The 23,322-nt window shown below is 47.8% G+C and carries 24 protein-coding genes and 1 riboswitch; of the genes, 15 read left to right on the top strand and 9 right to left on the bottom strand.

The features are described from left to right. The first annotated feature begins 10 nt into the window (after window positions 1-10). Window positions 11-649: a protein-L-isoaspartate(D-aspartate) O-methyltransferase gene (locus tag J4F31_00605; GenBank protein MCE2495081.1), complete on the top strand. Its 639-nt coding sequence runs from the start codon at window positions 11-13 to the stop codon at window positions 647-649. A 29-nt stretch (window positions 650-678) separates the two neighbouring features. On the opposite strand, the gene smpB is transcribed toward J4F31_00605, so the two are convergent. Further along, window positions 679-1,131, bottom strand: coding sequence for an SsrA-binding protein SmpB (smpB, locus tag J4F31_00600; protein MCE2495080.1), 453 nt, complete (start codon window positions 1,129-1,131; stop codon window positions 679-681). A gap of 18 nt (window positions 1,132-1,149) precedes the next feature. Beyond that, entirely contained in the window at window positions 1,150-1,398 is a 249-nt protein-coding gene (locus J4F31_00595; GenBank protein MCE2495079.1) for a TIGR03643 family protein, read from the bottom strand. A 189-nt stretch (window positions 1,399-1,587) separates the two neighbouring features. On the opposite strand from J4F31_00595, the gene J4F31_00590 reads away from it, so the two are divergent. From J4F31_00590 to J4F31_00560, 7 genes are all read left to right on the top strand, one after another. After that, window positions 1,588-2,622, top strand: a complete 1,035-nt coding sequence (locus J4F31_00590) for a quinone-dependent dihydroorotate dehydrogenase (protein MCE2495078.1) — start codon at window positions 1,588-1,590, stop codon at window positions 2,620-2,622. After that, window positions 2,619-3,479, top strand: coding sequence for a hydroxymethylglutaryl-CoA lyase (locus J4F31_00585; GenBank protein ID MCE2495077.1), 861 nt, complete (start codon window positions 2,619-2,621; stop codon window positions 3,477-3,479). Before J4F31_00590 ends, J4F31_00585 begins: the two co-directional genes overlap by 4 nt. Window positions 3,480-3,485: 6 nt before the next feature. Further along, the gene (locus tag J4F31_00580) at window positions 3,486-3,698 is read left to right on the top strand and encodes a hypothetical protein (GenBank protein ID MCE2495076.1); all 213 of its coding nucleotides are present in this window, start codon (window positions 3,486-3,488) and stop codon (window positions 3,696-3,698) included. A gap of 197 nt (window positions 3,699-3,895) precedes the next feature. Continuing rightward, the gene (locus J4F31_00575; GenBank protein ID MCE2495075.1) at window positions 3,896-4,204 is read left to right on the top strand and encodes a hypothetical protein; all 309 of its coding nucleotides are present in this window, start codon (window positions 3,896-3,898) and stop codon (window positions 4,202-4,204) included. 8 nt (window positions 4,205-4,212) lie between these two features. Beyond that, a riboswitch (cobalamin riboswitch) is annotated at window positions 4,213-4,405 on the top strand. A gap of 23 nt (window positions 4,406-4,428) precedes the next feature. Beyond that, on the top strand, window positions 4,429-5,136 hold the full coding sequence (locus J4F31_00570) for a T9SS type A sorting domain-containing protein (GenBank protein ID MCE2495074.1): 708 nt from the start codon (window positions 4,429-4,431) through the stop codon (window positions 5,134-5,136). A 1-nt stretch (window position 5,137) separates the two neighbouring features. Further along, window positions 5,138-6,997 (top strand): TonB-dependent receptor plug domain-containing protein, encoded by a 1,860-nt coding sequence (locus J4F31_00565; GenBank protein ID MCE2495073.1) that lies wholly within the window; start codon window positions 5,138-5,140, stop codon window positions 6,995-6,997. Then, a complete protein-coding gene (locus J4F31_00560) occupies window positions 6,976-8,013 on the top strand; it encodes a hypothetical protein (protein ID MCE2495072.1) in 1,038 nt (345 codons plus the stop codon). Before J4F31_00565 ends, J4F31_00560 begins: the two co-directional genes overlap by 22 nt. Window positions 8,014-8,015: 2 nt before the next feature. Here the strand turns inward: J4F31_00560 and J4F31_00555 are convergent, their stop codons facing one another. The 7 genes from J4F31_00555 to elbB form a co-directional block, all read right to left on the bottom strand. Further along, window positions 8,016-9,140: an FAD-binding oxidoreductase gene (locus J4F31_00555; protein MCE2495071.1), complete on the bottom strand. Its 1,125-nt coding sequence runs from the start codon at window positions 9,138-9,140 to the stop codon at window positions 8,016-8,018. Further along, window positions 9,137-9,688 carry a hypothetical protein gene (locus J4F31_00550; protein ID MCE2495070.1) on the bottom strand — a complete coding sequence of 184 codons (552 nt, stop codon included), beginning with the start codon at window positions 9,686-9,688 and terminating at the stop codon, window positions 9,137-9,139. The genes J4F31_00555 and J4F31_00550 overlap by 4 nt, the downstream gene beginning before the upstream one ends. A gap of 57 nt (window positions 9,689-9,745) precedes the next feature. Continuing rightward, window positions 9,746-11,146, bottom strand: a complete 1,401-nt coding sequence (locus J4F31_00545; GenBank protein MCE2495069.1) for a TolC family protein — start codon at window positions 11,144-11,146, stop codon at window positions 9,746-9,748. Next, window positions 11,143-12,474: an HlyD family efflux transporter periplasmic adaptor subunit gene (locus J4F31_00540; GenBank protein ID MCE2495068.1), complete on the bottom strand. Its 1,332-nt coding sequence runs from the start codon at window positions 12,472-12,474 to the stop codon at window positions 11,143-11,145. The genes J4F31_00545 and J4F31_00540 overlap by 4 nt, the downstream gene beginning before the upstream one ends. After that, the gene (locus J4F31_00535) at window positions 12,468-14,174 is read right to left on the bottom strand and encodes an ATP-binding cassette domain-containing protein (protein ID MCE2495067.1); all 1,707 of its coding nucleotides are present in this window, start codon (window positions 14,172-14,174) and stop codon (window positions 12,468-12,470) included. The genes J4F31_00540 and J4F31_00535 overlap by 7 nt, the downstream gene beginning before the upstream one ends. 113 nt (window positions 14,175-14,287) lie before the next feature. Next, entirely contained in the window at window positions 14,288-15,307 is a 1,020-nt protein-coding gene (locus J4F31_00530) for an alkane 1-monooxygenase (GenBank protein MCE2495066.1), read from the bottom strand. Next, window positions 15,304-15,996 carry an isoprenoid biosynthesis glyoxalase ElbB gene (gene elbB, locus J4F31_00525; protein ID MCE2495065.1) on the bottom strand — a complete coding sequence of 231 codons (693 nt, stop codon included), beginning with the start codon at window positions 15,994-15,996 and terminating at the stop codon, window positions 15,304-15,306. The genes J4F31_00530 and elbB overlap by 4 nt, the downstream gene beginning before the upstream one ends. 110 nt (window positions 15,997-16,106) lie before the next feature. Here elbB and J4F31_00520 point away from each other — a divergent pair, with 110 nt between their 5' ends. From J4F31_00520 to J4F31_00490, 7 genes are all read left to right on the top strand, one after another. After that, a complete protein-coding gene (locus J4F31_00520; protein MCE2495064.1) occupies window positions 16,107-16,613 on the top strand; it encodes an RNA polymerase sigma factor in 507 nt (168 codons plus the stop codon). Next, window positions 16,600-17,127: a hypothetical protein gene (locus J4F31_00515; GenBank protein ID MCE2495063.1), complete on the top strand. Its 528-nt coding sequence runs from the start codon at window positions 16,600-16,602 to the stop codon at window positions 17,125-17,127. Before J4F31_00520 ends, J4F31_00515 begins: the two co-directional genes overlap by 14 nt. 34 nt (window positions 17,128-17,161) lie before the next feature. After that, window positions 17,162-17,698, top strand: a complete 537-nt coding sequence (locus J4F31_00510) for a DUF4252 domain-containing protein (protein MCE2495062.1) — start codon at window positions 17,162-17,164, stop codon at window positions 17,696-17,698. Continuing rightward, complete coding sequence (locus J4F31_00505; GenBank protein MCE2495061.1) at window positions 17,682-18,242, top strand: DUF4252 domain-containing protein; 561 nt, start codon at window positions 17,682-17,684, stop codon at window positions 18,240-18,242. Before J4F31_00510 ends, J4F31_00505 begins: the two co-directional genes overlap by 17 nt. A gap of 277 nt (window positions 18,243-18,519) precedes the next feature. Continuing rightward, entirely contained in the window at window positions 18,520-20,385 is a 1,866-nt protein-coding gene (locus J4F31_00500; GenBank protein ID MCE2495060.1) for a gliding motility-associated C-terminal domain-containing protein, read from the top strand. A 10-nt stretch (window positions 20,386-20,395) separates the two neighbouring features. Further along, on the top strand, window positions 20,396-21,376 hold the full coding sequence (locus tag J4F31_00495) for a PorP/SprF family type IX secretion system membrane protein (protein ID MCE2495059.1): 981 nt from the start codon (window positions 20,396-20,398) through the stop codon (window positions 21,374-21,376). A gap of 8 nt (window positions 21,377-21,384) precedes the next feature. After that, window positions 21,385-23,298 (top strand): OmpA family protein, encoded by a 1,914-nt coding sequence (locus tag J4F31_00490; protein ID MCE2495058.1) that lies wholly within the window; start codon window positions 21,385-21,387, stop codon window positions 23,296-23,298. Window positions 23,299-23,322: the final 24 nt, after the last annotated feature.

Raw genomic sequence — 23,322 nt, 5'->3', positions numbered from 1 at the left:
AATAGAACGGATGCAAGATACTCCGCGACATCAAGGATTACGCGCTAAACTCGTACGTCAGATAGCAGTGAAGGATATTCACGACCAGCGTGTGCTCGACGCAATGCAAAAAGTGCCGCGTCACCTTTTTTTTGATACGGGATTTTTAGAACACGCCTATGAGGACAAAGCTTTTCCGATAGGAGCAGGGCAAACTATTTCCCAGCCGTACACCGTAGCCTTCCAGAGTGAGCTCTTAGGGGTTCAGCCAGGTGAGAAAGTGCTGGAGATCGGCACGGGTTCGGGCTATCAAAGTTGTGTGCTCATCGAAATGGGAGCAAAGCTCTATACGATCGAACGTCAGATCGAACTGTACAACAAAACGCGTGTCCTGTTCCGAAATCTACATTACAACCCGAAAACTTTTTACGGAGACGGCTACAAGGGATTGCCCGTTTACGCGCCTTTCGATAAGATCCTCGTCACCGCCGGTGCTCCCGAGGTTCCCCAAGCCTTGAAACAGCAATTGAAGGTCGGAGGTATGTTGGTGATCCCAGTAGGCTTCGAGAAGCAGGTCATGACCGCCGTCATCAGATCGGGCGAAAACGACTTCGAAACCATCGAGTACGGGAGTTTCAAGTTCGTTCCAATGCTTCGCGATAAAGAATAGGGGGTGTGCCTGCGGCACGATTGGCAACTTTAGCGCTTCATAGCTCTATCCATCTTGCGGTTGTCTTCACGTCGTTTGATGGACTCTCGCTTGTCGAATTTCTTTTTTCCTCGACCTACGGCGATTCCTAACTTGGCTCGCCCATTGTCATCGATGAATAAACGAGTAGGTACAACGGTCAGACCCTTTTCCGCCAATCGCTTTTGGATCTTCTTGAGCTCGTGCCGATTTAAAAGCAGTTTTCGAGGGCGCTTCGGCTCGTGATTGGCATAGGAACCGTACTTGTATTCGGCGATGTGCATGTCGCGAATCCACAACTCATCGAGAATGAACATGCCATAAGCTTCGCCCAACGAAGCTTTTCCATTACGTATACTCTTGATCTCAGTACCCTGGAGCTTGATTCCGGCCGTGTACTCATCGATCAGCTCGTACTCGAAACGCGCTCTTCGGTTAACGATATTGATACCTTCTTTCGACATGAGCGCCAAAGGTAAGGCTTACTTCTGATTCTTCGATTTAAAGCGACCTGCATTGAAAGGCCGAAGTAGGGAATGTTTGGCTTTGTGGCCTTTAACCCTCTTTCGCCACATTTTGAAGGAACTCGTTTTCATCTCGCGTCGCATGAGCTCCCGAACCTCATTCTCTTTGATTCCGAACTGAAATTCGATGGCTTCAAAAGGCGTACGGTCCTCCCGGGCCATCTCCATTATCCGATCGACCTCACGGTCAGTAAACTCCCGTTCCATTTCAGTAAAACATAGGTCTTTTAGTGTTGTTCGCGGGATGACACGAGCTGTGAACTATGAACCACGAACGGTGAACTGTGATCAATTGCCAATTACCATTAACCAATAACCTTTTATCAACCACTCAACTATTTCTAGGAACTAAGAATTAATAAGGCTTAATAATTCCCATTAAGTAACTTTGCAGCTATGTACAAAGCCCTTATACGACCGCTGCTTTTTCGCCTACAGCCCGAGCGTGCTCATCACTTTACTTTTGGACTCATAAAGCTCATTCACCGCATTCCAGGAGTCGGAGCAATAAACAGAGCCCTGTTCCAAGTGAAAAACCCAAAACTGGAGCGCGAGGTATTTGGTATCAAATTTCCTAACCCGGTCGGACTCGCGGCCGGATTCGATAAAGACGCCAAACTGTTCAAAGAACTGGCCAATTACGGTTTCGGGTTCATCGAGATCGGAACCTTGACCCCAGTAGCACAACCCGGGAACCCACAGCCGAGAATGTTCCGATTGCCGGAGGATCAGGCCTTGATCAACCGCATGGGATTTAACAATGGGGGAGTAGTAGAGGCTATTAAACGACTAAAGGTCGATCGGGGAAACTTGATCGTGGGCGGAAACATCGGTAAAAACAAATTTACTCCTAACGAAGAGGCCACGCAGGATTACGAAAAGTGCTTCGAAGCTCTATTTCCGTATGTGGACTATTTCGTGGTCAACGTCAGTTCTCCGAATACGCCCGGATTGCGCGAGTTGCAAGATAAAGAACCCTTGACGGCACTTTTGAACCGCTTACAGGAGTTGAATACTCAAAAGGACTCGCGAAAACCGATACTGCTGAAGATCGCTCCGGATCTGACCAATGCCCAACTCGACGATATCGTAGAAATAGTGCGCGATTCTAAGATCGATGGCGTAATTGCGACCAATACCACTATTGACCGAAGTGGCCTTAAGCGGTCGAAAAAAGAACTTGAGGCTATAGGTGCGGGCGGACTTTCAGGGGTACCCGTTCGTGAACGCTCGACCGAGGTTATTCGTTATTTGAGTCATAAGAGTGGCGGTTCCGTCCCGATCATAGGAGTAGGAGGGGTGTACACGGCAGAGGACGTAAAAGCTAAGCTCAACGCCGGCGCGTCCTTGGTCCAAGTATATACGGGCTTCATTTATGAAGGGCCCGCCATGATCAAGCGAATCAACAAAGAACTGGTGCCATCCCTATGAGCGAACAAATCACGATTATCGACTGTCCCCGCGATGCCATGCAAGGCATCAAAGAGTTTATTCCGACCAACAAAAAGGTTGACTTCATCAACGCGATCCTTAAAGTTGGCTTTCCGATCGTGGATTTTGGCTCTTTCGTGAGCCCGAAAGCCATTCCGCAAATGGCCGATACCGCTGAAGTACTGAATAAACTCGACCTCGATAACACCAACTCCAAACTACTGGCGATCGTAGCTAATGTCCGCGGAGCTAACGACGCTGCAAGCTTTGCCGAGATCGAATACCTGGGCTATCCATTCAGTGTGAGTGAGGAATTTCAGAAACGCAACACCAACAGAACCATTGAAGAGTCTCTTCATATCGTCGAAGAAATTCAGGACATCGCATTTCGACACAAGAAAAGGCTAGTGGTCTATTTGTCCATGGGATTCGGCAATCCATATGGAGAACACTGGTCGCCTGAACTAGTCATCATGTGGTCCGAACGACTCGAACAAATGGGAGTGAGTACCTTGGCGCTTAGCGACACCATTGGCTCAGCGACCCCGGAAGTGATCACGCAACTATTCAGCCATTTGATTCCCGCATTGCCAGAGATCCAGTTTGGAGCCCACTTGCATACGATACCGAACGACTGGCACCCGAAAGTAAAGGCGGCATGGGATGCCGGATGTAGACGTTTCGATGGTGCAATTAAAGGTTTTGGGGGTTGCCCTATGGCCACGGATGACTTGATCGGAAACATGCCTACAGAGAAGCTGCTTTCCTTTGCCACGGAAAATAAACTGCAGCACGGACTAAATTCCCTAGCATTCGAAACGGCGTATAATCAGGCTTTGAAGACCTTTCCACGTTGATTCATTTTGTATATTCCGCAAAACACGGTCATTAAGAAATTAATACTCACTTTTAGCGGAGCCCTTTTGGCCACCTTCCTTTTTGCTCAAAGTCAATCTTCCATTGGAGCTTTTATTTCAATGCCCTTGGGCGATTTTGGTGAGGCCAATGTCGAGAACGGCGGGTACGCCGAGAGCGGTTGGGGTATCGTTTTTGACTCCTACACCCACCCCTTTTAAAAATCAGTCGCATTGGGGGTATCGTTCACACAGTACTTATTCGTGGAATAACATGGACACTGAGACCATGGCGCAGGACTTTACCGAGGACCTTGGGCTTGAAACACGTATTTCCGACAGTCGCTACAGTCCATTATTGACCACGATTGGCCCTGATTTTCGGATCGATGCCAGTAACAAGATCTCCATTAATCTTTATGCGTGGGGGGGGAATCGTCTTCACGGATACACCTGCCTTCACGATCACCGTATTTGATGATATGGGCGATGAAGTCCTTAAAGAGGTTGTGAACTTCGACAACAATGTGGCATTCGGCTATAATTTCGGACTCGATCTCCAATTCAACCTTATCGAGGATTTCGTTTTCCTATCCCTCTACACTGATTATACGGGCATGAACCAAAAATCCACCGTTTCTTTTGATGCGGAAAACTTCGAGGGACTCACAAAAATGCGGTTCTTGAACTATGGCTTCAAGATCACCGTAATACCCCCCAACAAATAAAAATTGCCTACCTTTATCCCGTCTTGGGTTCTCAATTACTTTTTGCATTTGAGATTAATAGGGAATCCGGTGTAACTCCGGAACTGTTCCCGCAGCTGTAAGCTTCGCCAAGCGTTTCGATCCTCGCCACTGCACTGATCGTGTGGGAAGGCCCGAAACTGGGAGTAAGTCAGAAGACCTGCCTAAGTCTTTACTGATTGTTTAACCTTACTTCGGGATAAAGTATGCGCTTTAAATTACTATCTGCCGGGCTTTTGTGCGGCCTGGCCACTTACGTGAACGCACAAGTTACTGAGTTATCTGACCTTCAATTCTTTGCCGGTGCTGGAAGCGATACGGCCGGTCTTGTCATCGACTTTTTGGATGGCTCCGGATCCGTCGCATGGGGTGTGCTTTTCGATGGTTCAATCGATGGGGAAGGATTACTTGAGGCAGTTGCTAATGATTATCCGGGCTTTAGTGTTAGTATTACCACGGGGTTCTTGAATGATGTCGTTTACGGCACCCAACAAGGACTTGGTGGTCAACCCGATTACTGGGGAACTTGGTCTGGAAATCCCACCTCTTGGACCTCGAACCTAGGTATCGGTGCCGACGTACCTGCGGGTACCTGGTTCGGTTGTAGTTACATGGATTTCGATCCGGCTATCGAACCATCGGCTCCGGTAACGGCGGCACCTCCAGTAGCTTCTTTGATGGAGCGCAGCGATCTTCAATTGTCCGTGTACCCCGTTCCGGTGATCGAGAACCTCAACATCAAAGGTGATGAGAGAATTTCACTTGAGGTGTACAACGGGGCCGGACAGGTGATCATCAACCGTGAAGAAGCTATCGACCATCGCGTTCCAACCTCAAGTTGGCCTTCTGGCGCATATTTGATCGTGGCCCAGTCGGAATCCGGAAACCGGACCGTGCGCCGCGTGATCAAGTAATATGCGCCGATTTTACACAGCGATCTTATTCTTTATGTCGATTTTGGCCTACGGCCAGATGGACACCACCATGCTTTCCGATGTGGATCTTTGGGCCGTTCAGGTTCAAGGGTCCGAAGGGGCCTTGAACCTGCAACTCGATTCGTCCATGCAGGTCGGATACTTTAGGCTCTCTGAATCCATTTCAGCGGAGCTTCCGATATATGTAAAATCCTATGGCCCGTCTGCCGTAGCTACGTTTTCGGTGCGAGGTACAGGAGCACAACACACGGAAGTCTTGTGGAATGGAATGTCGGTCAATAGCCCTATGCTCGGACTGTTCGACCTGAACTTGGTAAGCCCCTCAGCATTCGATCAAATTGACTTCATATACGGTGGTGCGTCACTTCCGTCAGGAGTGTCCTCTTTTGGTGGTGCGCTCAACCTCAGTAATGAACCGCGATCCTCCGAGCATTTTCAGCTAAGACTACTACAGGTTTTGGGCAGCTACAAAACCAATCACACTGAATTTGATCTGTCGGCTTCTAATGGAGCCATATTTTGGCGTACAAAACTTCTGTGGGATTATTCTCTGAATGATTTTGAGTACACCAACCCACGACTAACCGATAGCCCAACATTCGTCAACGAACACGCCGAGGTGAATCAAAATCAGTGGATTCAGGAAGCCGGTGTACGTCTGAACTCTAACAATACCGTCATGGCTCGACTGTGGCTGCAGCAGAGCAATAGGCAAATTCCGGGGCTCATGTCGATATATCCGAACACTAGCGCTATGGATCAATCTACCCAAAACGACGTGCAACAACGAGTCCAAGCCGAATGGACATCCTCGGGAGAATCAATGGAATCGCAAGTCAGAGCGGGCTTCTCGAGCTGGGCCATCAATTTCGACGAGGATGAATCGGTAGCTCAAACATGGCAGGGTCAATGGAGAACCCAATTCTCCCTCGATAGTTTGACTGAGGTAGAGACCCTGTTGCAATACATACAGGAACAAGGCGATGTCGAAGCGTACCCAAACGGCGAATCTAAAAGATCTCGCTACGCAGCCGCATTATCGGTGAATAGACGATGGGAGTACCTACGGGGTGAGTTTCACGCTAAACAGGAGCGCATTCAAGGCGATTGGGCACCTTTTCAATACCAGTTGGGTATCAAGGCGACATACGGAGCGAAAAAGCAATGGGGGACTCGATTCCGAACAGCGACTCAAGTAAGATACCCAACCCTGAACGATCTATTCTGGGGAGTCGACGGTCAATTGAATTTGAGCCCGGAGAAAAGCTTTCAAAACGAAATCAGCCAGGAGCTTGAGTTCAACATCGTTGCAGCCACTATGGAAAGTCGAATTACAGGATTTACCAATCATGTCGAAAACTACATCCTTTGGCTGCCTCAATCTGACCTCACTTGGCGCGCCACGAATATCGATCTGGTCGAAATTCTCGGTGCTGAAGTTGACTTATCGGGAACCATGCCAATATTTGCCGGTAAATTGAACGTGGGTACGAGCTATTCCTACACCCAAAGTCGCGATCAGCAGGGCCATCAGTTGATCTTTATCCCACTTCATCAAGCTCGCCTTCACAGCAGTTATTCATTGAGGAAATTCACGTTCTCACTAAACTTCGTTTTCCAAGGATCCGTTTATACCGACCGAGAAAACGAATTCTACATGCCTTGGTACCAAACGGCGGACTTGCGATGTTCGTACAAATGGTACTGGGGCAAGCATCAAGTAGCGGCTTTCGTTCAAAGCGCTAACGTCACCGATGTTCACTATCAAACCATTCCACTGCGCCCGATGCCGGGCCGAACCTTTCAAATCGGAGCCCAATGGCGACTAAACGTACAATAATAAGGGCCATATTCATTGTCCTTGTATTAACGGGATGTCAAAACGAGGAAATAGGCCCCCAGAGCACTATAGAAGAGGGGAGTGGCGTCTTTGCTTTCGATGACGGTGTCCTCATAGGAAATGAAGGAACATTCAATTTTGGAAACGCCTCGCTCAGCTACTACCAACCCTTCGATAAAACTTCGGCTTCCGAAATTTTTGAAACCACGAACGACCTTCCCCTCGGCGATGTGCTTCAATCAGTCTACGAAGATGAAAACGACCTGTACCTCGTAGTCAATAACTCGTCGCGTATTGCCGTCGTTAACCCCGCTACGATGCGCCTGCGGCGCGATTTCCAAAACCTCGGATCGCCGAGATATATGGTGCGTAAAGACGACCGAATCTTCGTTTCACAACTCTTTGATTCCCACCTTTGGGTGATCAATACCGAAACAGGTGAGGTGCTCGATAAATGGGAAACCCCCGGCTGGACCGAGCGTATGGTGCTCGTCGATTCTATCTTATGGGTCGAAGATCAAGTAAATGGCGATCTTTTGGGCTTTGATCTGCGGGGCGATTCCCTGCGCCACCAAATAGATCTACCCGGAGGCGTTAGCGACCTGCTTCTGGCCGCAGGCCGTATGTATGCCCTAACACATGCGAGCATAGGTTCTGATTTGGTCGAGATCAACGCCTCTAACGGGTTTGTCATGCGAACTCACGATTTTGGCCCAAGAGATGCGTCGCACCTGCATTTCGTAACAAATGAAGACGCCTTTTACTTTTGGTCGAATGCCGAGATATACAAGTTCAGGCGGAACGATTGGATCTTTCAACCAAATGCCATGTGCTCAACGGGCGCTGCGAACGTGGGAACCATATATCGCGATCCATTGCTGGGCGATTGGTATTATACCGATGTACTCGATTTTGCTACTCGCGGCCGGCTTCACCACCTCGACCCGTTCTTCGATCCGGTCGATACCGCTCGTGTGGGCTTTATTCCGAAGATTCTTTTGAGACCGGGGCATTGATTTTATAACCAGAGCCTCGCGGCTCGATGGGCAACTTCAGCACCAATAGCGACACCCATCCCGCCCATGCGAACCGCGTACCTAACTCGACCCGATGCGCGACCGATAAGAGGTCGTTTGCCCTCGCCAATTGCCATGATCCCAGCCCATCTATTCTCGATCTCAAAGTTTGCCTCAGGTAAAATTACGACTTTAAGTAAATCCTCTAAATTGCTCTGGATCAATTTAGTAGTGTTCATATCTGTAGTGGTCTCCCCAAGGATATCGAGCTGTCTTCCACCGCCTAGTAAAACGCGACGATCGTCGAGATGTCTGAAGTAGTAGTATCCTTCGTTCATGTGGTAGGTGCCTTTAAACCCGATGGGTTTATCGGTGCGCGCCACCAGAACCTGGGCCCTGGCCGGACGAAGGTCGAGGCCCTTGATCAAAGCATTGGTTAAACCATTGGTGCAAAGCAATAGGCGATCTGTTCTCAACGTCCCGATATTCGTTTCAACTTCAACACCGGATTCGTTATCCGAGAGGTTCTTGACCTCTACACCATTCCAAACGTCTATGTGCAGAGCAGTCGTCTTTCGAAGCAGACCCTGTACCATCGACCAGGGGTTCAACGCCCCTTCCAAACGAAGTTGCGCCGTACCAATAACTCCTTTAAAACTTTGGTTTATAGGTTCCAGTTCCAAAGCATTCTGGGCATTCGTTGCGGTGTAATAGAGGTCGTTGAGTTCAGCTATACGCTCCTTTACTTCGATCCAGGACTCTTGGTCATTCTCGGTAAAAAGTTCAAATCCGCCGCAATTTTCGTACCTAATGAGGTCCTTATCAACCCAGGAGAATAACCTTTGAAGACCCTTAAACCTCATGGCCAAGGTCTCTATCACTTCGGCCCTGGGGCGTGATCGTAGATCTGCGATAAGTTCGGTTGGACACCCTAAACAGGCGAAACCTGCGTTTTTAGTGCTTGCGCCGTTGGGGAATAGCCCTCGTTCAACGATCCTGATTCGCGCACGGGGGTAGAGTTCACGATACGATAATGCAGAGCACAACCCAACTATTCCGGAACCTACGATCAGCAATTCGGAAGGGGATTCTATTTCCCTCTTTTCCCAGTAGGAAAAGGGGTTCATCTGCTTTTTGCAGGAAGAAGTGAGCTGCGGAAGACCCACTCGTACAAACCAAAGAATACACCTGAATAAACCAATGTGCCGAGGAATTCATTCCTGAAGAAAGGAATAGCGGCCTCGTAACAAAGCATGAGTCCCTGGAAGCTCTGAGGATAGCCGGGTGTCGTAGCCATCCAAACTCCAAAATTCGTGATAACGAAAAACAGAACAGATGAAATGAGAGTTCCAGACAATAATCGACATGTTGTCATTTTCGAGAGTACCAATCTACCCACCATGACCGACAAAACCATGGAAATAGCCATGTACATAAAGCCTTCAGTGAAGAAGATGAAGCTATCGTAATAAGCAGCGTATAGAATGTTATTGACCAATAAGTCGCTCAACCACAAGGCGGCGACCGGAATCAAAAAGTCGAGGTATTGTTTGCCAATTTTTGCGCCGGCAAAGAGAGCAATCGCACCAAGGGCAGTGAAGTTCGCGGGGTGAGGGATTAGACGACTCAAGGCGCCAATGAGGATCAATAAAAGTACAAATCGTTGTTTTGACATAGCAAAAGGTCTGTTGGGATCGTAAAATTAAGAATTCTCAACGACCTGGATGACCTATTATGGCTGAAGTGGAGTAAGTCCTCCCTGATAATACCACAGCGCACGTTTCGTGCGAAACTTTTGGCGTAATTCAATCAGCTTTTCCATCCCTTCGAGCCACTTCAGTTCTCTTGAGTTTACTACAAATAAACTGCTTTCACCGCTAAAAAATAGGGTGATCTCAGCATTGAGTAATTGAAGGTACCCTGAAACCGTAGTTTCGTATTGATCGGCCTGTTCCGTTAGGATAAGAAGCTCATTGCGCAGGGCCTTCCAATAATTGCTTGTTTTTACCCATGTTTCTCCCTGTTTAAGGTCAGTTTGCTCAACTTTAAAACGCGCTTGCTGCAGCGCGAAACGCTCGTCACGCAAGAACAGCGGGAGTTCTACTTTTAAGCTCCAGTAGTGGTTGCTGAAATTCCGGTCGGGCCCCTCACTCCCCAAGGATGAGTCGTCTTGTAATAAGTCGTACCGCAAGTTTGCCTTGGGTAGGATCTTTTGCGATTTAAGCCGTTGATCGAACCTCAAGAGATCGAGCTGGCTTTCGAATGCAAGCCACTTTGGATGATCCGACTGCAAGCTATCGATGGATAATGCCAGTTCTTGGGGCGATAAAACGTATTGAAAGTCGGCCAATGGACGAGGTCTGATCGAATCGGCCAGAATCAGGGAGTTCCCCAAACTATCCCAAATGAACGTGCTTGCCTTGAGCTGAGCATGGACGTATTCCTTCAGGGCCTCTTGACGCAAAAGTCTTCGATTTTGCCATTGAATAGATGCCTCAAGGGTGTCGATGGCCGGATAAAAACCTTCTTCAAAACCCTTTACCGTATTCTGATACCGCTGATAAGCGGTTAGTTCGGCATTTTGGCGGGTTCTCCAAACAGCGTAGCTTGCCGACCAATTCCAGTAGGCTTCCTGGGCTCTGTAAAAAAGATCGTTGATTTGATCCCTGATCTCTTGATCGGTTACTTCCTGACCCGCCTCTGCCATTCTTACTGCCGTTCTCTCCTCATCCGTTATCAGGCCTTGCAGTAGCGGTACTTCTATACCGAGGTACCAAAGTCCGGGTTCCGGAAGATCATTCTGTGGATTGAGGAATTCCCCTCGGTTTTGATCATATCCCACCTCGAACTGAGGCCCTAACCGAGTTGGGACGGTCAATTGACCGCCTGCCATGAAGTAGTATTCCTTTTGATCAAAGTCCTTGTTGCGAACTGATCCGCTCAATACAGGATCAAAGAAGCCGCGCATTTGTGGTACCTCTGCTTCTGCGATCATTCTAACTCGGTCGCTTTGGGCAACGAATGGGTGGTATTTACCCACCCATCCCAAATAGGTTTCGGCAGGTAGTATGGTGTCCTGAGCCGAAGAGTTCAGACTCACGACCATCCAGAGTAAGAGCGCGAGTTTTTTCATTTTTTTCCACCATTCATGATCCCTTTGCTCTCTTTGTCCAAAGGTGTTTCGTTCTTGTAGTACTCCGGCGGGAATCCGTTGAGCTGTCGCCAAATTTCGTACCAAACGGGAACGTCGTTGAGCAACAGGATACTGTTGGCTCCGGCCCCGAATCGAAGTGGAGCCGGCCAGGGTTCTTCACTGGAATCGGCTCTAAGTAAAATGCGGTACCGGCCATTTGCCGAAAGACTGTTGTCCACTGCAAATACCTCGGCGGCAAAGGTTCCAAAAGACGTGTTAGGCCAACCACTGAAAACAATCGCAGGCCATCCATCGAATTCTACTCGAGCTTTTTGTCCCGGTCGAATCAATGGCAGGTCTACTGGGCGGATATACATTTCAACTGCAAGTTGATAGTCCAAAGGCATTAACTCCACGATAGGTGTCCCTTCTTTGATGTTCTCTCCAATACCCGTTTTAAGAGCTTTAGTGACGAAAGCGTCTTGAGGAGCTCGAACGAAATAGAAGGAACGCCGAATCCGGTAATTCTCTAGTTGATTTCTCAGTTTGGCGATTTGCGACTCGACCTCCTGAAGCCCGCTTTGGGCAGAGAACAACTCACTTCGAGTCTTTGCGATCTTTTCGCCATACTCAGCTCGAGTAGTGGCCAGTTCGGTTTGCTGATTCGCATAATCGTTGTTCGCAGCAAGAGCATAGGAGTTCATCTCTTGCAATTTTTGCCAGCGCTTTTCTCTTTCGAACCTCGATACCAAACCTTGTTCAAAAAGGGTATCGGCCCGACTGTATTGAATTTTGGCGAGGTTTGCCGCAATGTTTGCCGCATCGGCTTTGAGGCTGTCCGATTGGACCTTTAGTCGAAGCTGCTTAAGCTTCAGGTCTCGAGATCGGATAAGTTGATCGATTTGCTCTTCTTGTGCAAGGATCTTTTCTTTATAAGCTTCGGCACTCTGCTCTTTAGCGGTGAGCTGTTCTTGAGTACGCGTGAGCAGTTCCGGATCGAAATAAGCGTCTTTGATCTCACTGATATGCACTAGGGTATCGCCTTTGCGAACGGTGTCGCCTTCCGTTACATACCATTTTTCGAATCGACCATCAATCGTGCTCTGAAGTGTTTGGATCCTCTGTTGCGGATACAAGCTCGTCACCCTTCCCGTACCGCGAACGTTTTGTGTCCAAGGCATGAAAAGCATGATGAAAACGATCCCCATGAAACTTAAAAGCCAATTGGTAAAGACTCGAATGGCCTTTGAGCTACTCGTGATGCGGAACGATAAATACTTATTTTCGTTGACCTTTCCGCGGATTGAATTTGGACTGATGTTTAACATGGCGTATTCGGGAATTCGTCCTTGAACCAGGTTCTTGTTTTCGCTTCTTCCCACGTACAGGTGTCTACGATTCTACCATTTTCCATATACCAAATCACGTCACATAGCTTTACCATTTCAGGATCGCTTGTAGACACGATCATGGTCCATGGACGAGCTTTGTCGGTTAGGAATGAAGGCATGTGATCGACCCATTCTTTGATCTTAAGTCGCCCAAAGTCCTCAAGCAACAGGAGCCGAGGGTCGTGAATGATCGCTCGGGCAAGTAAGATCTTCTGCATTACCGCTCTTGAAAGCAGTTTCCCTAGGGGTTGGAGCTCTGTGTCGTAACCGTTCGAGAGGGATTCGATCCACGAAGTCAGTTTAACGGCTCTTACAGCTTCTTGAACCTTTGGGAATGATATATCACGACCCAAGGTGAGGTTGTCGAGTAGAGAGCCTTGGAAAAGGTCTTCCTGTATGAGGTTGTCGCCGATCATGAACCTCAAGCTTTCGAGGTCCCAATTCTTCAGGGGGATTTCCTCATAACTGATTTGTCCTTCAACCTGATCGAATAATCCGGCCATTGCGGCCATGAGTGTCGACTTACCACTTCCGCTAGGTCCAACGACTGCTACACTTGAACCGGCGGCTACTTCTACGGATATGTCCTTTAAAGCATATCTCTGCTCATTGGGAAATCGATAACTTAAACCCTCGGAACGCAAAGTCATGGGGCCAACACCAGGCAGATCGTCTGCACAAAGCCCATCGTCTTTTTCCAGTGGCAGGTCCGTGACTACGCCGATCTTTTCGAGACCGGTCAATACGTCGTAGATCGTTTCTATGTTATTGATGATCTTTTCTACCGAATTGATAATAAGGATGATAATGATTTCGGCAGCGACGAATTGGCCGATATTTAGTTCGCGATTGATCACCAATAATCCGCCCAGAATAAGCAGTCCGCCTGTAACCAAGAACTTAAAAGCTACTACATTACTGAACTGAAAGAGCACGACTCGAAAGTGCGATTTACGGGCTTTCAAGTACTTCGCGACCAAAGTATCTGCTTTACCATGTGGAAGGGTCGACTGACCTGCCAATTTGAACGTGTTCATTGTTCGGGCCAACTCTTCGAGCCAATGGGCGACTTCGTACTTATAGTTCGATTCTTCTATGCTCGTTCTCAAACCTTTTGGAGACGTGAAATAGAATATCACGAATAGGAGCAGGAGTAGGATGATTCCATATAGAACGAAGAACGGGTGATAGAAGGACAGCAGGATGAGCCCAAAGAGGATTTGGAGTACCGCCGTAACGAAGTCGATAAGGATCTTCGGAAGACCCTTTTGAACGGTAAGCGTATCAAAAAAGCGATTTACCAATTCAGGGGCATGGCGGTACATTACCGACTCCGTTTTAATACGAGGGATTCTGTAGGCGAATTCGAATGCGCTTCTCGAGAATATCCTTTGCTGAATAAGTTCTATGATCTGTACTTGGAGAATTTGAAGTATCCCTGTGGCTAGGATACCGATGAGTACGATCGCGACTAACAAGATCCAACTGTTACTTACCCTACCGGCCATGATAAGCCCAATGATCGCCTGAATTCCGAGAGGAAGGGAAAGGTTGACCACCCCGCTGATTATGGCGAAGGTGTAAACGTAGAACAAATCCTTTCGATCGTTTGCGAGCAAGCGAAAAAATCGGGTCACGGGGAATATGTGTTTTGACACCATAAATCGTTAATTACGGTGCAAAAATAATAGTATTACTATTAATAGGCAATATTATTTCTATTAAAGAGACGTAAAATCCCCTTCAAGGTTCATGATGTTTTGGGCAGAAGGTCATATTTTTTCATTTGAGCATCCATGATGCTAAAATACAGTGGCGGGATCGTCGCGAGGAGTATCATACCGGGATAGCCTGTGGGTAATTGGGGTGAATGATCGTGGTGTCGAAGTATTTGGTACGGGTGCTGCGGTTGGTAATGGTGGTCGCTATGTCGAGATAGTTCAAAGAGGATCAATCGACCCAATGGGTGGTCGGAGTTCCAACTGTGTTCAGGTTTGGCTTTTTCGTAGCGATCAGGAGAAACCATTTTACGACTAAGGCCATAGTGTTCTATGTAGTTGACCGATTCGAGTAGGAGGAAACCAAGCACGGCGGCCCCTAAGTAGGCCAGAGTTGCGAATCTGCCCGCTAGGGCTAAAATCAATAACACCCAAGCGATTTGAATCACTTGGAAGACCACCATTTGCTTAGGGTCAAGTCGCCGCGCCGAGCTTACGGTTTGCGTGGTAGAACGGATCCAGAAAGCGTAAAGAGACTCGCGATATCGAGCCGAAGAGGGGTCTTGCGGTGTGCTAACATGCAGGTGGTGTCCGCGATTGTGCTCGATGAAGAAGTGCATGTAGAGACTTGTCATGAGAAGGGCTTGGGCCATTACTTGATGGTGTTTTTCGCGCCGATGACCGAGTTCGTGTGCGACGTTGATGCCGTTGACTCCACACATGATCCCCAATGCTGTGATCTTGCCCAGCACTTCCCACCAATGTAACGTCGGGTCGTCTATTTGGGTAAGGAAGACCAGCACAGCTCCAAATTGAAGGGGCAGATTTAGGTAGAGCCACAGATCGAAGAGTAGGTCCTTTCGCCTGTTCATCATGGTGGATTCATCCCAGTTGAATGGGTCGGGCGGAAGCAGTAGCTCGATAATGGGCAGCACGCCAAATGCAACGAGTACGCAATAGTAGGTGGCAACTCCGGAGCCGAAAAGGGAAAGGTAGGCCGAAAACGGAATGACCAGAAAAAAGAGGTATTTCGCTTTCGAGGGCACGATCATTTCGTCATTGGGAAGAATTCGAAAAGCTTGTCGATGGCCTCATCGATATTGTCGCGAATTTCTGAAATGCGGGCATCCATCATGTAACACGGTGCGGTTACGAGTTTGAGGTTGTTATCGACGGCGATCTGATGAACGGTTTTCATGACGGGTTTGGCGCCTACTGCAGCTAAACCCTCAGAGATTCCTTTGATATCGTATGGAGACGAGGCTTCTGTAGTTCCGACTGTTAGAGTCGCGTGGTGACCAGTGCCTTGGAGGGCTTTGGCGACAACGGTGGGACCCATACACAAAGCGGCGATTGGCTTTTTTCCATCAACGGCTTCGAGAACGATGCGTTTTACTTCAGGGTCAATCTCCGACTCAGGTCCACTCAGGGCCCAGGTGTTCAAGTTTTTCGCAACTCCGAATCCGCCCGGAATAACCAAGGCATCGAGATCCTTCATGTGAACACCGGAAATATCTTCGATGGCGCCACGTGCAATTCGCGCTGCTTCGGTGAGTACGTTTCGCGATTCGCTCATCTCGTTTCCAGTAAGATGATCGATTACTTGCAGCTGGTCTTTATTAGGTGCGAAAAGCTGATACTGAGCTCCGCGCTCGTCGATAGATAACAAGGTAAAAACAGCTTCATGAATCTCAGAGCCGTCGTACACGCCACTTCCTGAAAGAAGAACACCAATTCTCATAGTCGTATTTTGTATTGCTGTGAAGATAGAAAATAGTGTGATTTGGACTAATTTGTTCGAAAGGAGAATAATGTTGTAATGAAAACTCTTCCGGAACGTCTTAAGGTTTTATGAGCGCGAATACGTTTTATACTGAGGTTTACCCCCTACGCGATAAGATCTATCGGTTTTCCTATTCCTTGCTGAAGGTTTCGGAAGATGCCGAGGACGCCACACAGGAAATCTTATTGAAGTTGTGGAAAAACAAGAAGAAGTTATTCACGTATCGGAATGTTGAAGCGGTCGCAATGACCATGACCAAGAACCATTGTTTGGATCGCTTGAGGTTAAAAGCGAATCAGACCGCAGAGTTGAAGATTGTCGTTGAGGATGACGCGGATCTGCCGGACAAAAAAGCAGAGATCAGGGATGCTGCGAGAAAGGTTTTGGACCTGATGGAGGACTTAACAGAGCAGCAGCGTCAGATCGTAATGCTCAGGGACGTAGAGCAGTATGAATACGAAGAGATTGCGGAAGTAACGGGTCTCGAGATCAACACCATACGGGTCAATCTCTCCAGGGCCCGAAAAAAACTGAGAGAGGGATTGCTAAAGACAAACGCATATGGACTGGAATGATATAGCGAAAAGATTGGAACGGTATTACGCCGGTGATCTTTCGCTTCGCGAGGAGCAGGAGCTTCGGGAGGCTATGAGAAGTCCTGATCTACCCGAAGAATGGTATCCGGAACGGGATTACATCTTGGGGACTAGTGAATTAGCTGCTGAAGTTCAGTTGTCGGATGACTTCGAAAAGGAATTCAACAATTTGATCAGAGCTGATGAACGGATCAGGAATAGGAGAGGGCTTTATTGGATGGGAGGAATTGCCGCTTCATTGACCCTAATGTTGAGCGTGGTAATGTGGCCGGCAACGGAACCCGTGAAGGATCAGCCTTCGGGAATGATGCGCGCCAATGACTGGGAGCCCGCAGAAAAGGCAGTAAAAGAAACTAGAAAGTCCTTGGCTCTTTTAGAAGATCACTTGGAAGGTAGTAGATCAGCATTTAGGTATTTAGAAGCCTTGAGTGCTCCTGAAGAGGTGGATCATCTTAAAAAGATCGACCAGGTAAAGAAAGAATTATCCAAATAATTGATTTAACACGTAACATAAACACTTGAATATAATGAAGAAAGCAATGATTGTGGCGGTGGCTCTATTTATGGCCCCGATGGTATTCGGTCAAACCGCCTCCGACAAACTGTTCGAAAAGTACTCCGGAAAGGATGGCTATACGAGCATTCACATTACCCAGTATATGTTTCAGCTTTTTGCAGATCTAGACACGGATGAGGAAATGAAGGAATTCACTGAAATGGCCTCATCGATCGAAAGGATGAAGATTCTGACCGTGGATTCGGATTCACTACATCCTCGACGCGCTCAGGATTTCTACAAAGATGCGAGCAGCACGTTGCCGATCAAGCAGTACAAAGAACTGATGGTCGTCAAGGACGGGGATCAAACCGTTCTGATGTTGATCCAGGAAGAAGGGAAGATGGTAAGCGAGTTTTTAATGCTCGTGAATGACGATCATGAAACCGTTGTGATCTCCATCACCGGTAATATCGATCTCAATCAGCTTGCTCGAATGTCGAGTAAAATGAACATCGATGGGCTTGAGAACCTACAGGAATTGGAAGATCATGACGATGAAGACTGATCGAATCAATAAGTTTTTTCGCCTAGTGGCCATGGTCGTTGTTTCGACCATGGCCTTTGGCGCTTGTTCTACCAATCCGAGTGTACAACGGTACATTGTCGATCATGAGAATCGAGAAGGCTTCGCAAGCTTCACGGTGCCAGCAGACATCATTCAAATCCAGGAGAATGCCGAGGTTGATCCGGAGAGTGCAGAAGCACTCAATAAGCTGAATAACCTTGTAGTTCTTCGATACGAAAGGTTCGAAGAAGCTCCGGAGTTATTCGAAGAGTACTTGACTGAATTACACACCTGCCTGAGTCCGGAGCGTTACGAAGACATTTTCATGATGAATGACGGTAAAATGCGCTTTAGCCTTAAAGTAAAACAAGGTAATTCGAACCGCCTTAATGAAGTGATCGCACTTATGGAACAAAGCGATTCTTTTATGTTAGCGCGTTTAACAGGAGAAATAGAGCCCGATAAACTCGCTCAACTCATTCGAAAAATCGATTACCGTTCAATGATGGAGAACGAGCAACTAAAAGGATTAATAGGATCATAGTTCTTCACAATTGTGGATAACCGATGTTCAAATCTTGTTAATAAGTACGAACCCTCTCGACATCAAGGGTTTAAGAAAAAACGTATATTTAATCTCGAGAAATGACAGTGGTATGAACTGAAGTTATCTCAAGAGGAACATCAGACGCTACGGTGCTGAAACCTAATGAATAGGAGCTAATCTAGTTTTTTGGATGAGCTCCTATTTTCTTTTATACCCTGTGGGGTGCTGAGGAAAGATTTCTATCTTTGAATAAGGCACTGCTAACTGAAGGAGTATGAAAAAAGCACTATTCTCTCTAGCGGCGATATTCATCGTCGCGATTACTTTTGCGCAAACCCAACCTCCAACTGCATCTCCCCAAACGGTTTGTATTGGAACAAGCGCTACACTCACTGCTGCGAGCCCGCAGGTAGGCGTCACCTTTAGTTGGTGGGATGCACCTACGGCTGGGAATCAACTAAGTACCGGAGCGACATTCGTTACTGCGCCATTGAGCGTAGGAACGGTGTTTTACGTTCAGGCAGAATTGAATGGAATCGCCAGTGCGCGTACTTCCGTTCAGACCACAGTGGCAAACGTACCAACAGTAGGAGCCTCGATGGACACCATTTATGCATGTTCTGGTGATGTAGTGGCCATGAGTGCCACCATCAAGCACAACGTAGGACAGATTACTTGGTACGACGCTGCTTCTGGGGGTAATTTACTCGCTTCAGGGATGACGTATACATTGCCTTCTATTCCCCTTGGGGCGACCAGTTTTTTTGCGCAAACCAGTATTGGAAACTGTGTGAACCCCATCCGAGCGGAAGTGGTCGTGATCAACGTAGATGGTGTCATAACGCCCACGGTGAATACCACGAGCTTTTCGGTTTGTTACAATCAGTCAGTTACTTTAACAGGCTCTAGTAATGTCCCCGGCTTCGAGGTGCAGTGGTGGACCGATTCAGTGGGTGGAACGTTGATCGGTATAGGGTCAAGCGTAACGTTTAACCCTCAAACATCAATGGTGGTGTACGCAGACATCGAATTGAATAGCATAGCCTGTGATGACGAAGGTCGTGTTCCGGTGGATATAACCGTTTATCAACAATTACTGTCTCCCAACAACCATATATGTGCGGACCTTTCACCGAACTCGGTCACCTTTACATGGGACCCGGTTGCAGGTGCAACTGGTTATGAGGTGAGTCTCGATGGGGGAGCAACATGGATTGCGGCCAATACTCCGCCCACAAGCCATATAGTGAGCGGCTTGGCTCAAAACACGCAGCAAATGCTCAGGGTAAGAGCCTTGGACGGAACCAATGGATGTCCTCCCGGAAAGGAATCTGGAGACAAGACATGCGCGACCATCGATTGTGGTCCTTTGAATATTTCTGTGCCCCCTACATATGACGTGTGCTCTGGTGGTCATGTCACGGTTGTTTTGAGTGGATATTTCCCAAGTATCCACCGAGTTATAGTAAACGGACAAGTGATGAACAAGAGCAGTTTTACGTTTACACCTAGCTCTGACAGTACTATTAGTTTTACCATCTTTAATTATCTCTACCCGGAATGCGACAGCACTACCGTCAGCACTACGGTAAATGTCTACGATTTGCCTAGCGCGTCACCAACGGCTACGGCTCAGGATAGTGCATATCCCGGAAGCTCGGTCGATACGTACCTTTTTGAAGCGAACAGCAGTGGAAACGTCGTATCCTGGACCTGGGATTTTGGAGATGGATCGGGCGCTTCAACCGAGAACGCCATGCACACCTACTCAAACGCGGGATTTTATAATGTGACCTTGACAGTGACGACCTCAGACGGATGTACTGCGACCTTCTCCTTATATGCCGTTGTTGAGGTTTTCGAAGTACCCGAAATATTTATGCCAAATAGTTTTACCCCGAACGGTGATAACAACAATGATGTTCTTTATGTCTACGGTGAATATGTTGAGCTACAAGAATTCATCATTTTCAATCAGTATGGTGATGAAGTATTCCGAACCTCCGACATCAGCGAAGGTTGGGATGGAACCTGGAAAGGAGTGCAACAACCCGGCGGGGTATATATATTCCAGGCTTCATTGACCGATGCTCTGGAAAATGTTTATCAGGAGCAAGGAACCGTTACACTGATCCGCTAAAACCGAACCCATGAAAAGATCTTTACTCGTACTTACCATTCTGGGTCTTGCACTGCGGGTATCGGCTCAGGATCCGCATTTTTCTCAGTATTACAATACTCCCTTGATCACTAATCCGGCACTAGCTGGTCAGTTTGCCGGTCGGCTACGAGTCGGTGCTGTCTACCGCGATCAATGGTCTCAAATCCCCGATGCTTACGAAACCTTTGGATTAGGAGTCGATGGCAGATTAGGGAGCAAGTGGGGGCTCAGCGGACATTTGGTGCGGCAAACGGCCGGAGTTGTAGGTTATGAGCGATTAGACGCCATGGCCGGAGTGAGTTATGACATAATCGGAGAGAACGAAGGAGGGCACCACCTGGTTGGTGGAGCCCAAATTGGCATCATGAGCCACCAAATCGACCTAACAGAAGCAACTTTCGGCTCTCAGTATATTCCGGGAACCGGATTCGATCCTGGGAATTCCGCTGGGGAAAATCTCGACGATAATTCCAACACTGTACTGAACATGCACCTAGGTGCACTTTGGTTTATGGGTAAGCCCGGCCAAAAGATCGCGCCATTTGCCGGTGTAGCAGTGCTCAACTACCTACAACCCGACGCTTCCCTCGGTACGGCGGAAGATAGATTGCCCTTGAAGATCTATACCCATTTTGGGGCTCGATTTCAGTTGGGTGAGCGATTTAGCTTGAATCCTCATGTTCAAGTGTTGTACCAAGGTCCGGCCAACAGTAACATGGTCGGTGTAAATGGTCACTTTGCGTTTACTCCTGATTTTGCTTTAGCCGCAGGACTTGCGCACCGTTTGGACGAGTCCATTATTCCATACATCGGATTTGATTGGAAGAGTTTCTCTGTTGGAGCGAGCTACGACTTGGCTGTTGGTGATATCAATGACATCAATAAAAACAAACGATCATTCGAGCTTACGATCACCTACATTCTTCCGGGCTCTGAGATCGATGCTAAACCTGTTTGCCCACGATTATAATCTGTCCTATGAAAAAAGTTATACTCTTTACGATTCTCGTTTTCGCGGTGGGCATGACGTCTATGGGTCAGTCGGCCTATATCGATTACGGAGATGACGCCTTTGAAGACAAAGACTATGATATTGCCGCCCAATTCTATTCTGCAGCGGCTACTGGTGACAAGTCATTATTACCTGTTCGATACCCCTATCAGAATACCATCGCCTTAGGAGGGAAGCTCAGCAAGGTTCAAAAGCTGTACGCGACTAATCAAGCAGCGACATCGTACCGCTTTCATTTCGATTACAATAACGCGGCCGCATATTACGAGATGGCCTTTGAATTGGACGGAGGTGACACTCCTGAGAACAGATTCTGCTACGGCGTATGCCTCAGAGCACAAGAATCACTAGACTCGGCCAAGACGCAGTTCGAAAGGGTGTTGGAGGATTCTTCCTTCTCGAGCTCTGCCGATGCTGAATTTCAATTGGCAAGTGTAGAACTGGCCATCGAAGGAAAAGAACACCCTGAATTCGTCAAGATCAGTAAGGTGAGTGAACCCGGAGTGAACGAAGGCGGATCTTCAAATTACGGTGCCACAATGCTCGATGACGGTCAATTTATGTTCACCACGACTCGAGATTTGAGCAAAAAGTTCAATGTTTACCTCCAAACCATACAAACGACATCAGACTCCGGTGCGGTAGCCGTGTTGAGCGATGAAAAAGAAAAACAGCAATATGCCGGTGTTTCTTATTCCAACGCCAAAAAACGCTACTACTTCAATACGTGGTCTACGCTCGACGACAAAAAGCTATATAAAATAGCCTTCATGAACGTCGATGATGAGGAAATAACCATTCTTGAAGGAATTACAACCGAAGAATCCCGCGATCTATACCCATTCGTAACATCAGATGGAAGCACGTTGTACTTTGCTTCGGATAGAGCGGGCGGAGCTGGTGGAATGGATATATACAAGGTATCGTTGAGCGATGACGGAAGCACTTCAGGAGCACCTCAATCGGTAGGAGGTAGCATCAACACCTCTAAAGACGAAGTGACTCCCTATGTATCCGATGCTAAGCTCTACTTCTCATCAGACGGTCATCCGGGCTATGGAGGTCTCGATATTTTCATTGCAAATCTCCAAGGATCAGATGTTCAAAACCTCGGTTTTCCAATCAACTCAACGGCAGACGACGCCTACTTTACCAAGGGTCACCATGAAGATCATTTCTACCTCTCTACCGATCGTGAGGCGGGATGCTGCCTGGAATTATTCGAGTACGAGCGATTCCATTTATTCGTAGACGGTAAGATGCTGGAAAAGAATACACTCGCTGCTATTGATAGCGCGGAAGTCTTCCTGGTGGACAGTATATCCGGAGATACGCTTCAATCGATGTACACCGACGAAGAAGGGCATTATGAATTCGAAGTTGGATTAAATCAATCCTACCTCGTCTATTCAAGTAAACCATTCTTCAGTGCCGATAGTACGAGTGTTCGATCTGGTGATGTTTCGGATTATGAAGCAACCACGACCTTAACGAACGACGACCTTTTGATCTATCCATGGGCGTTCAAACTAGCCAATGTGTACTTTGACTTCGATAAGGCGACACTTCGTCCAGAGTCGAACATAACACTCGATAGCTTGATCAACATTTTGAATGCCTATCCGGCCATTCGGATCGAGATCGGTGGTCATACCGATGCCATCGGTACCGACGCGTACAACCAAAAGTTGTCACAGCGACGTGCGCAAGCCGTGGTCGATTACCTGATCGCCAATGGCATCAGTCTTGAGCGACTCGAAGCTATGGGATATGGAGAATCCATGCCCGTTGCTCCGAACCGCAAGGAAGATGGCTCTGACAACCCCGATGGTCGCGCTCTAAACCGACGTACGGAGTTCAAGATCGCCGACAAGAATTAAACGTTTAGTACGAAACATATTTTA

This window comes from Flavobacteriales bacterium (assembly GCA_021296215.1).
In the GTDB taxonomy this organism is placed as follows: Bacteria; Bacteroidota; Bacteroidia; order Flavobacteriales; family ECT2AJA-044; genus ECT2AJA-044.
Note: the sequence above shows the minus strand (reverse complement) of the source record. Positions and strands in the feature narration are given on the sequence as shown.

Coding starts and splice junctions, on each gene's coding strand:
- J4F31_00565 (MCE2495073.1), top strand. CDS start 5,138: ATGCGCCGATTTTACACAGCGATCTTATTCTTTATGTCGATTTTGGCC.
- J4F31_00560 (MCE2495072.1), top strand. CDS start 6,976: ATGGCGACTAAACGTACAATAATAAGGGCCATATTCATTGTCCTTGTA.
- J4F31_00515 (MCE2495063.1), top strand. CDS start 16,600: ATGGACTGGAATGATATAGCGAAAAGATTGGAACGGTATTACGCCGGT.
- J4F31_00530 (MCE2495066.1), bottom strand. CDS start 15,307: ATGATCGTGCCCTCGAAAGCGAAATACCTCTTTTTTCTGGTCATTCCG.
- J4F31_00605 (MCE2495081.1), top strand. CDS start 11: ATGCAAGATACTCCGCGACATCAAGGATTACGCGCTAAACTCGTACGT.
- J4F31_00590 (MCE2495078.1), top strand. CDS start 1,588: ATGTACAAAGCCCTTATACGACCGCTGCTTTTTCGCCTACAGCCCGAG.
- J4F31_00550 (MCE2495070.1), bottom strand. CDS start 9,688: ATGTCAAAACAACGATTTGTACTTTTATTGATCCTCATTGGCGCCTTG.
- J4F31_00505 (MCE2495061.1), top strand. CDS start 17,682: ATGACGATGAAGACTGATCGAATCAATAAGTTTTTTCGCCTAGTGGCC.
- J4F31_00595 (MCE2495079.1), bottom strand. CDS start 1,398: ATGGAACGGGAGTTTACTGACCGTGAGGTCGATCGGATAATGGAGATG.
- J4F31_00575 (MCE2495075.1), top strand. CDS start 3,896: ATGCGTGGGGGGGGAATCGTCTTCACGGATACACCTGCCTTCACGATC.
- J4F31_00555 (MCE2495071.1), bottom strand. CDS start 9,140: ATGAACCCCTTTTCCTACTGGGAAAAGAGGGAAATAGAATCCCCTTCC.
- J4F31_00520 (MCE2495064.1), top strand. CDS start 16,107: ATGAGCGCGAATACGTTTTATACTGAGGTTTACCCCCTACGCGATAAG.
- smpB (MCE2495080.1), bottom strand. CDS start 1,131: ATGTCGAAAGAAGGTATCAATATCGTTAACCGAAGAGCGCGTTTCGAG.
- J4F31_00495 (MCE2495059.1), top strand. CDS start 20,396: ATGAAAAGATCTTTACTCGTACTTACCATTCTGGGTCTTGCACTGCGG.
- J4F31_00545 (MCE2495069.1), bottom strand. CDS start 11,146: ATGAAAAAACTCGCGCTCTTACTCTGGATGGTCGTGAGTCTGAACTCT.
- J4F31_00540 (MCE2495068.1), bottom strand. CDS start 12,474: ATGTTAAACATCAGTCCAAATTCAATCCGCGGAAAGGTCAACGAAAAT.
- J4F31_00585 (MCE2495077.1), top strand. CDS start 2,619: ATGAGCGAACAAATCACGATTATCGACTGTCCCCGCGATGCCATGCAA.
- J4F31_00490 (MCE2495058.1), top strand. CDS start 21,385: ATGAAAAAAGTTATACTCTTTACGATTCTCGTTTTCGCGGTGGGCATG.
- J4F31_00570 (MCE2495074.1), top strand. CDS start 4,429: ATGCGCTTTAAATTACTATCTGCCGGGCTTTTGTGCGGCCTGGCCACT.
- elbB (MCE2495065.1), bottom strand. CDS start 15,996: ATGAGAATTGGTGTTCTTCTTTCAGGAAGTGGCGTGTACGACGGCTCT.
- J4F31_00500 (MCE2495060.1), top strand. CDS start 18,520: ATGAAAAAAGCACTATTCTCTCTAGCGGCGATATTCATCGTCGCGATT.
- J4F31_00510 (MCE2495062.1), top strand. CDS start 17,162: ATGAAGAAAGCAATGATTGTGGCGGTGGCTCTATTTATGGCCCCGATG.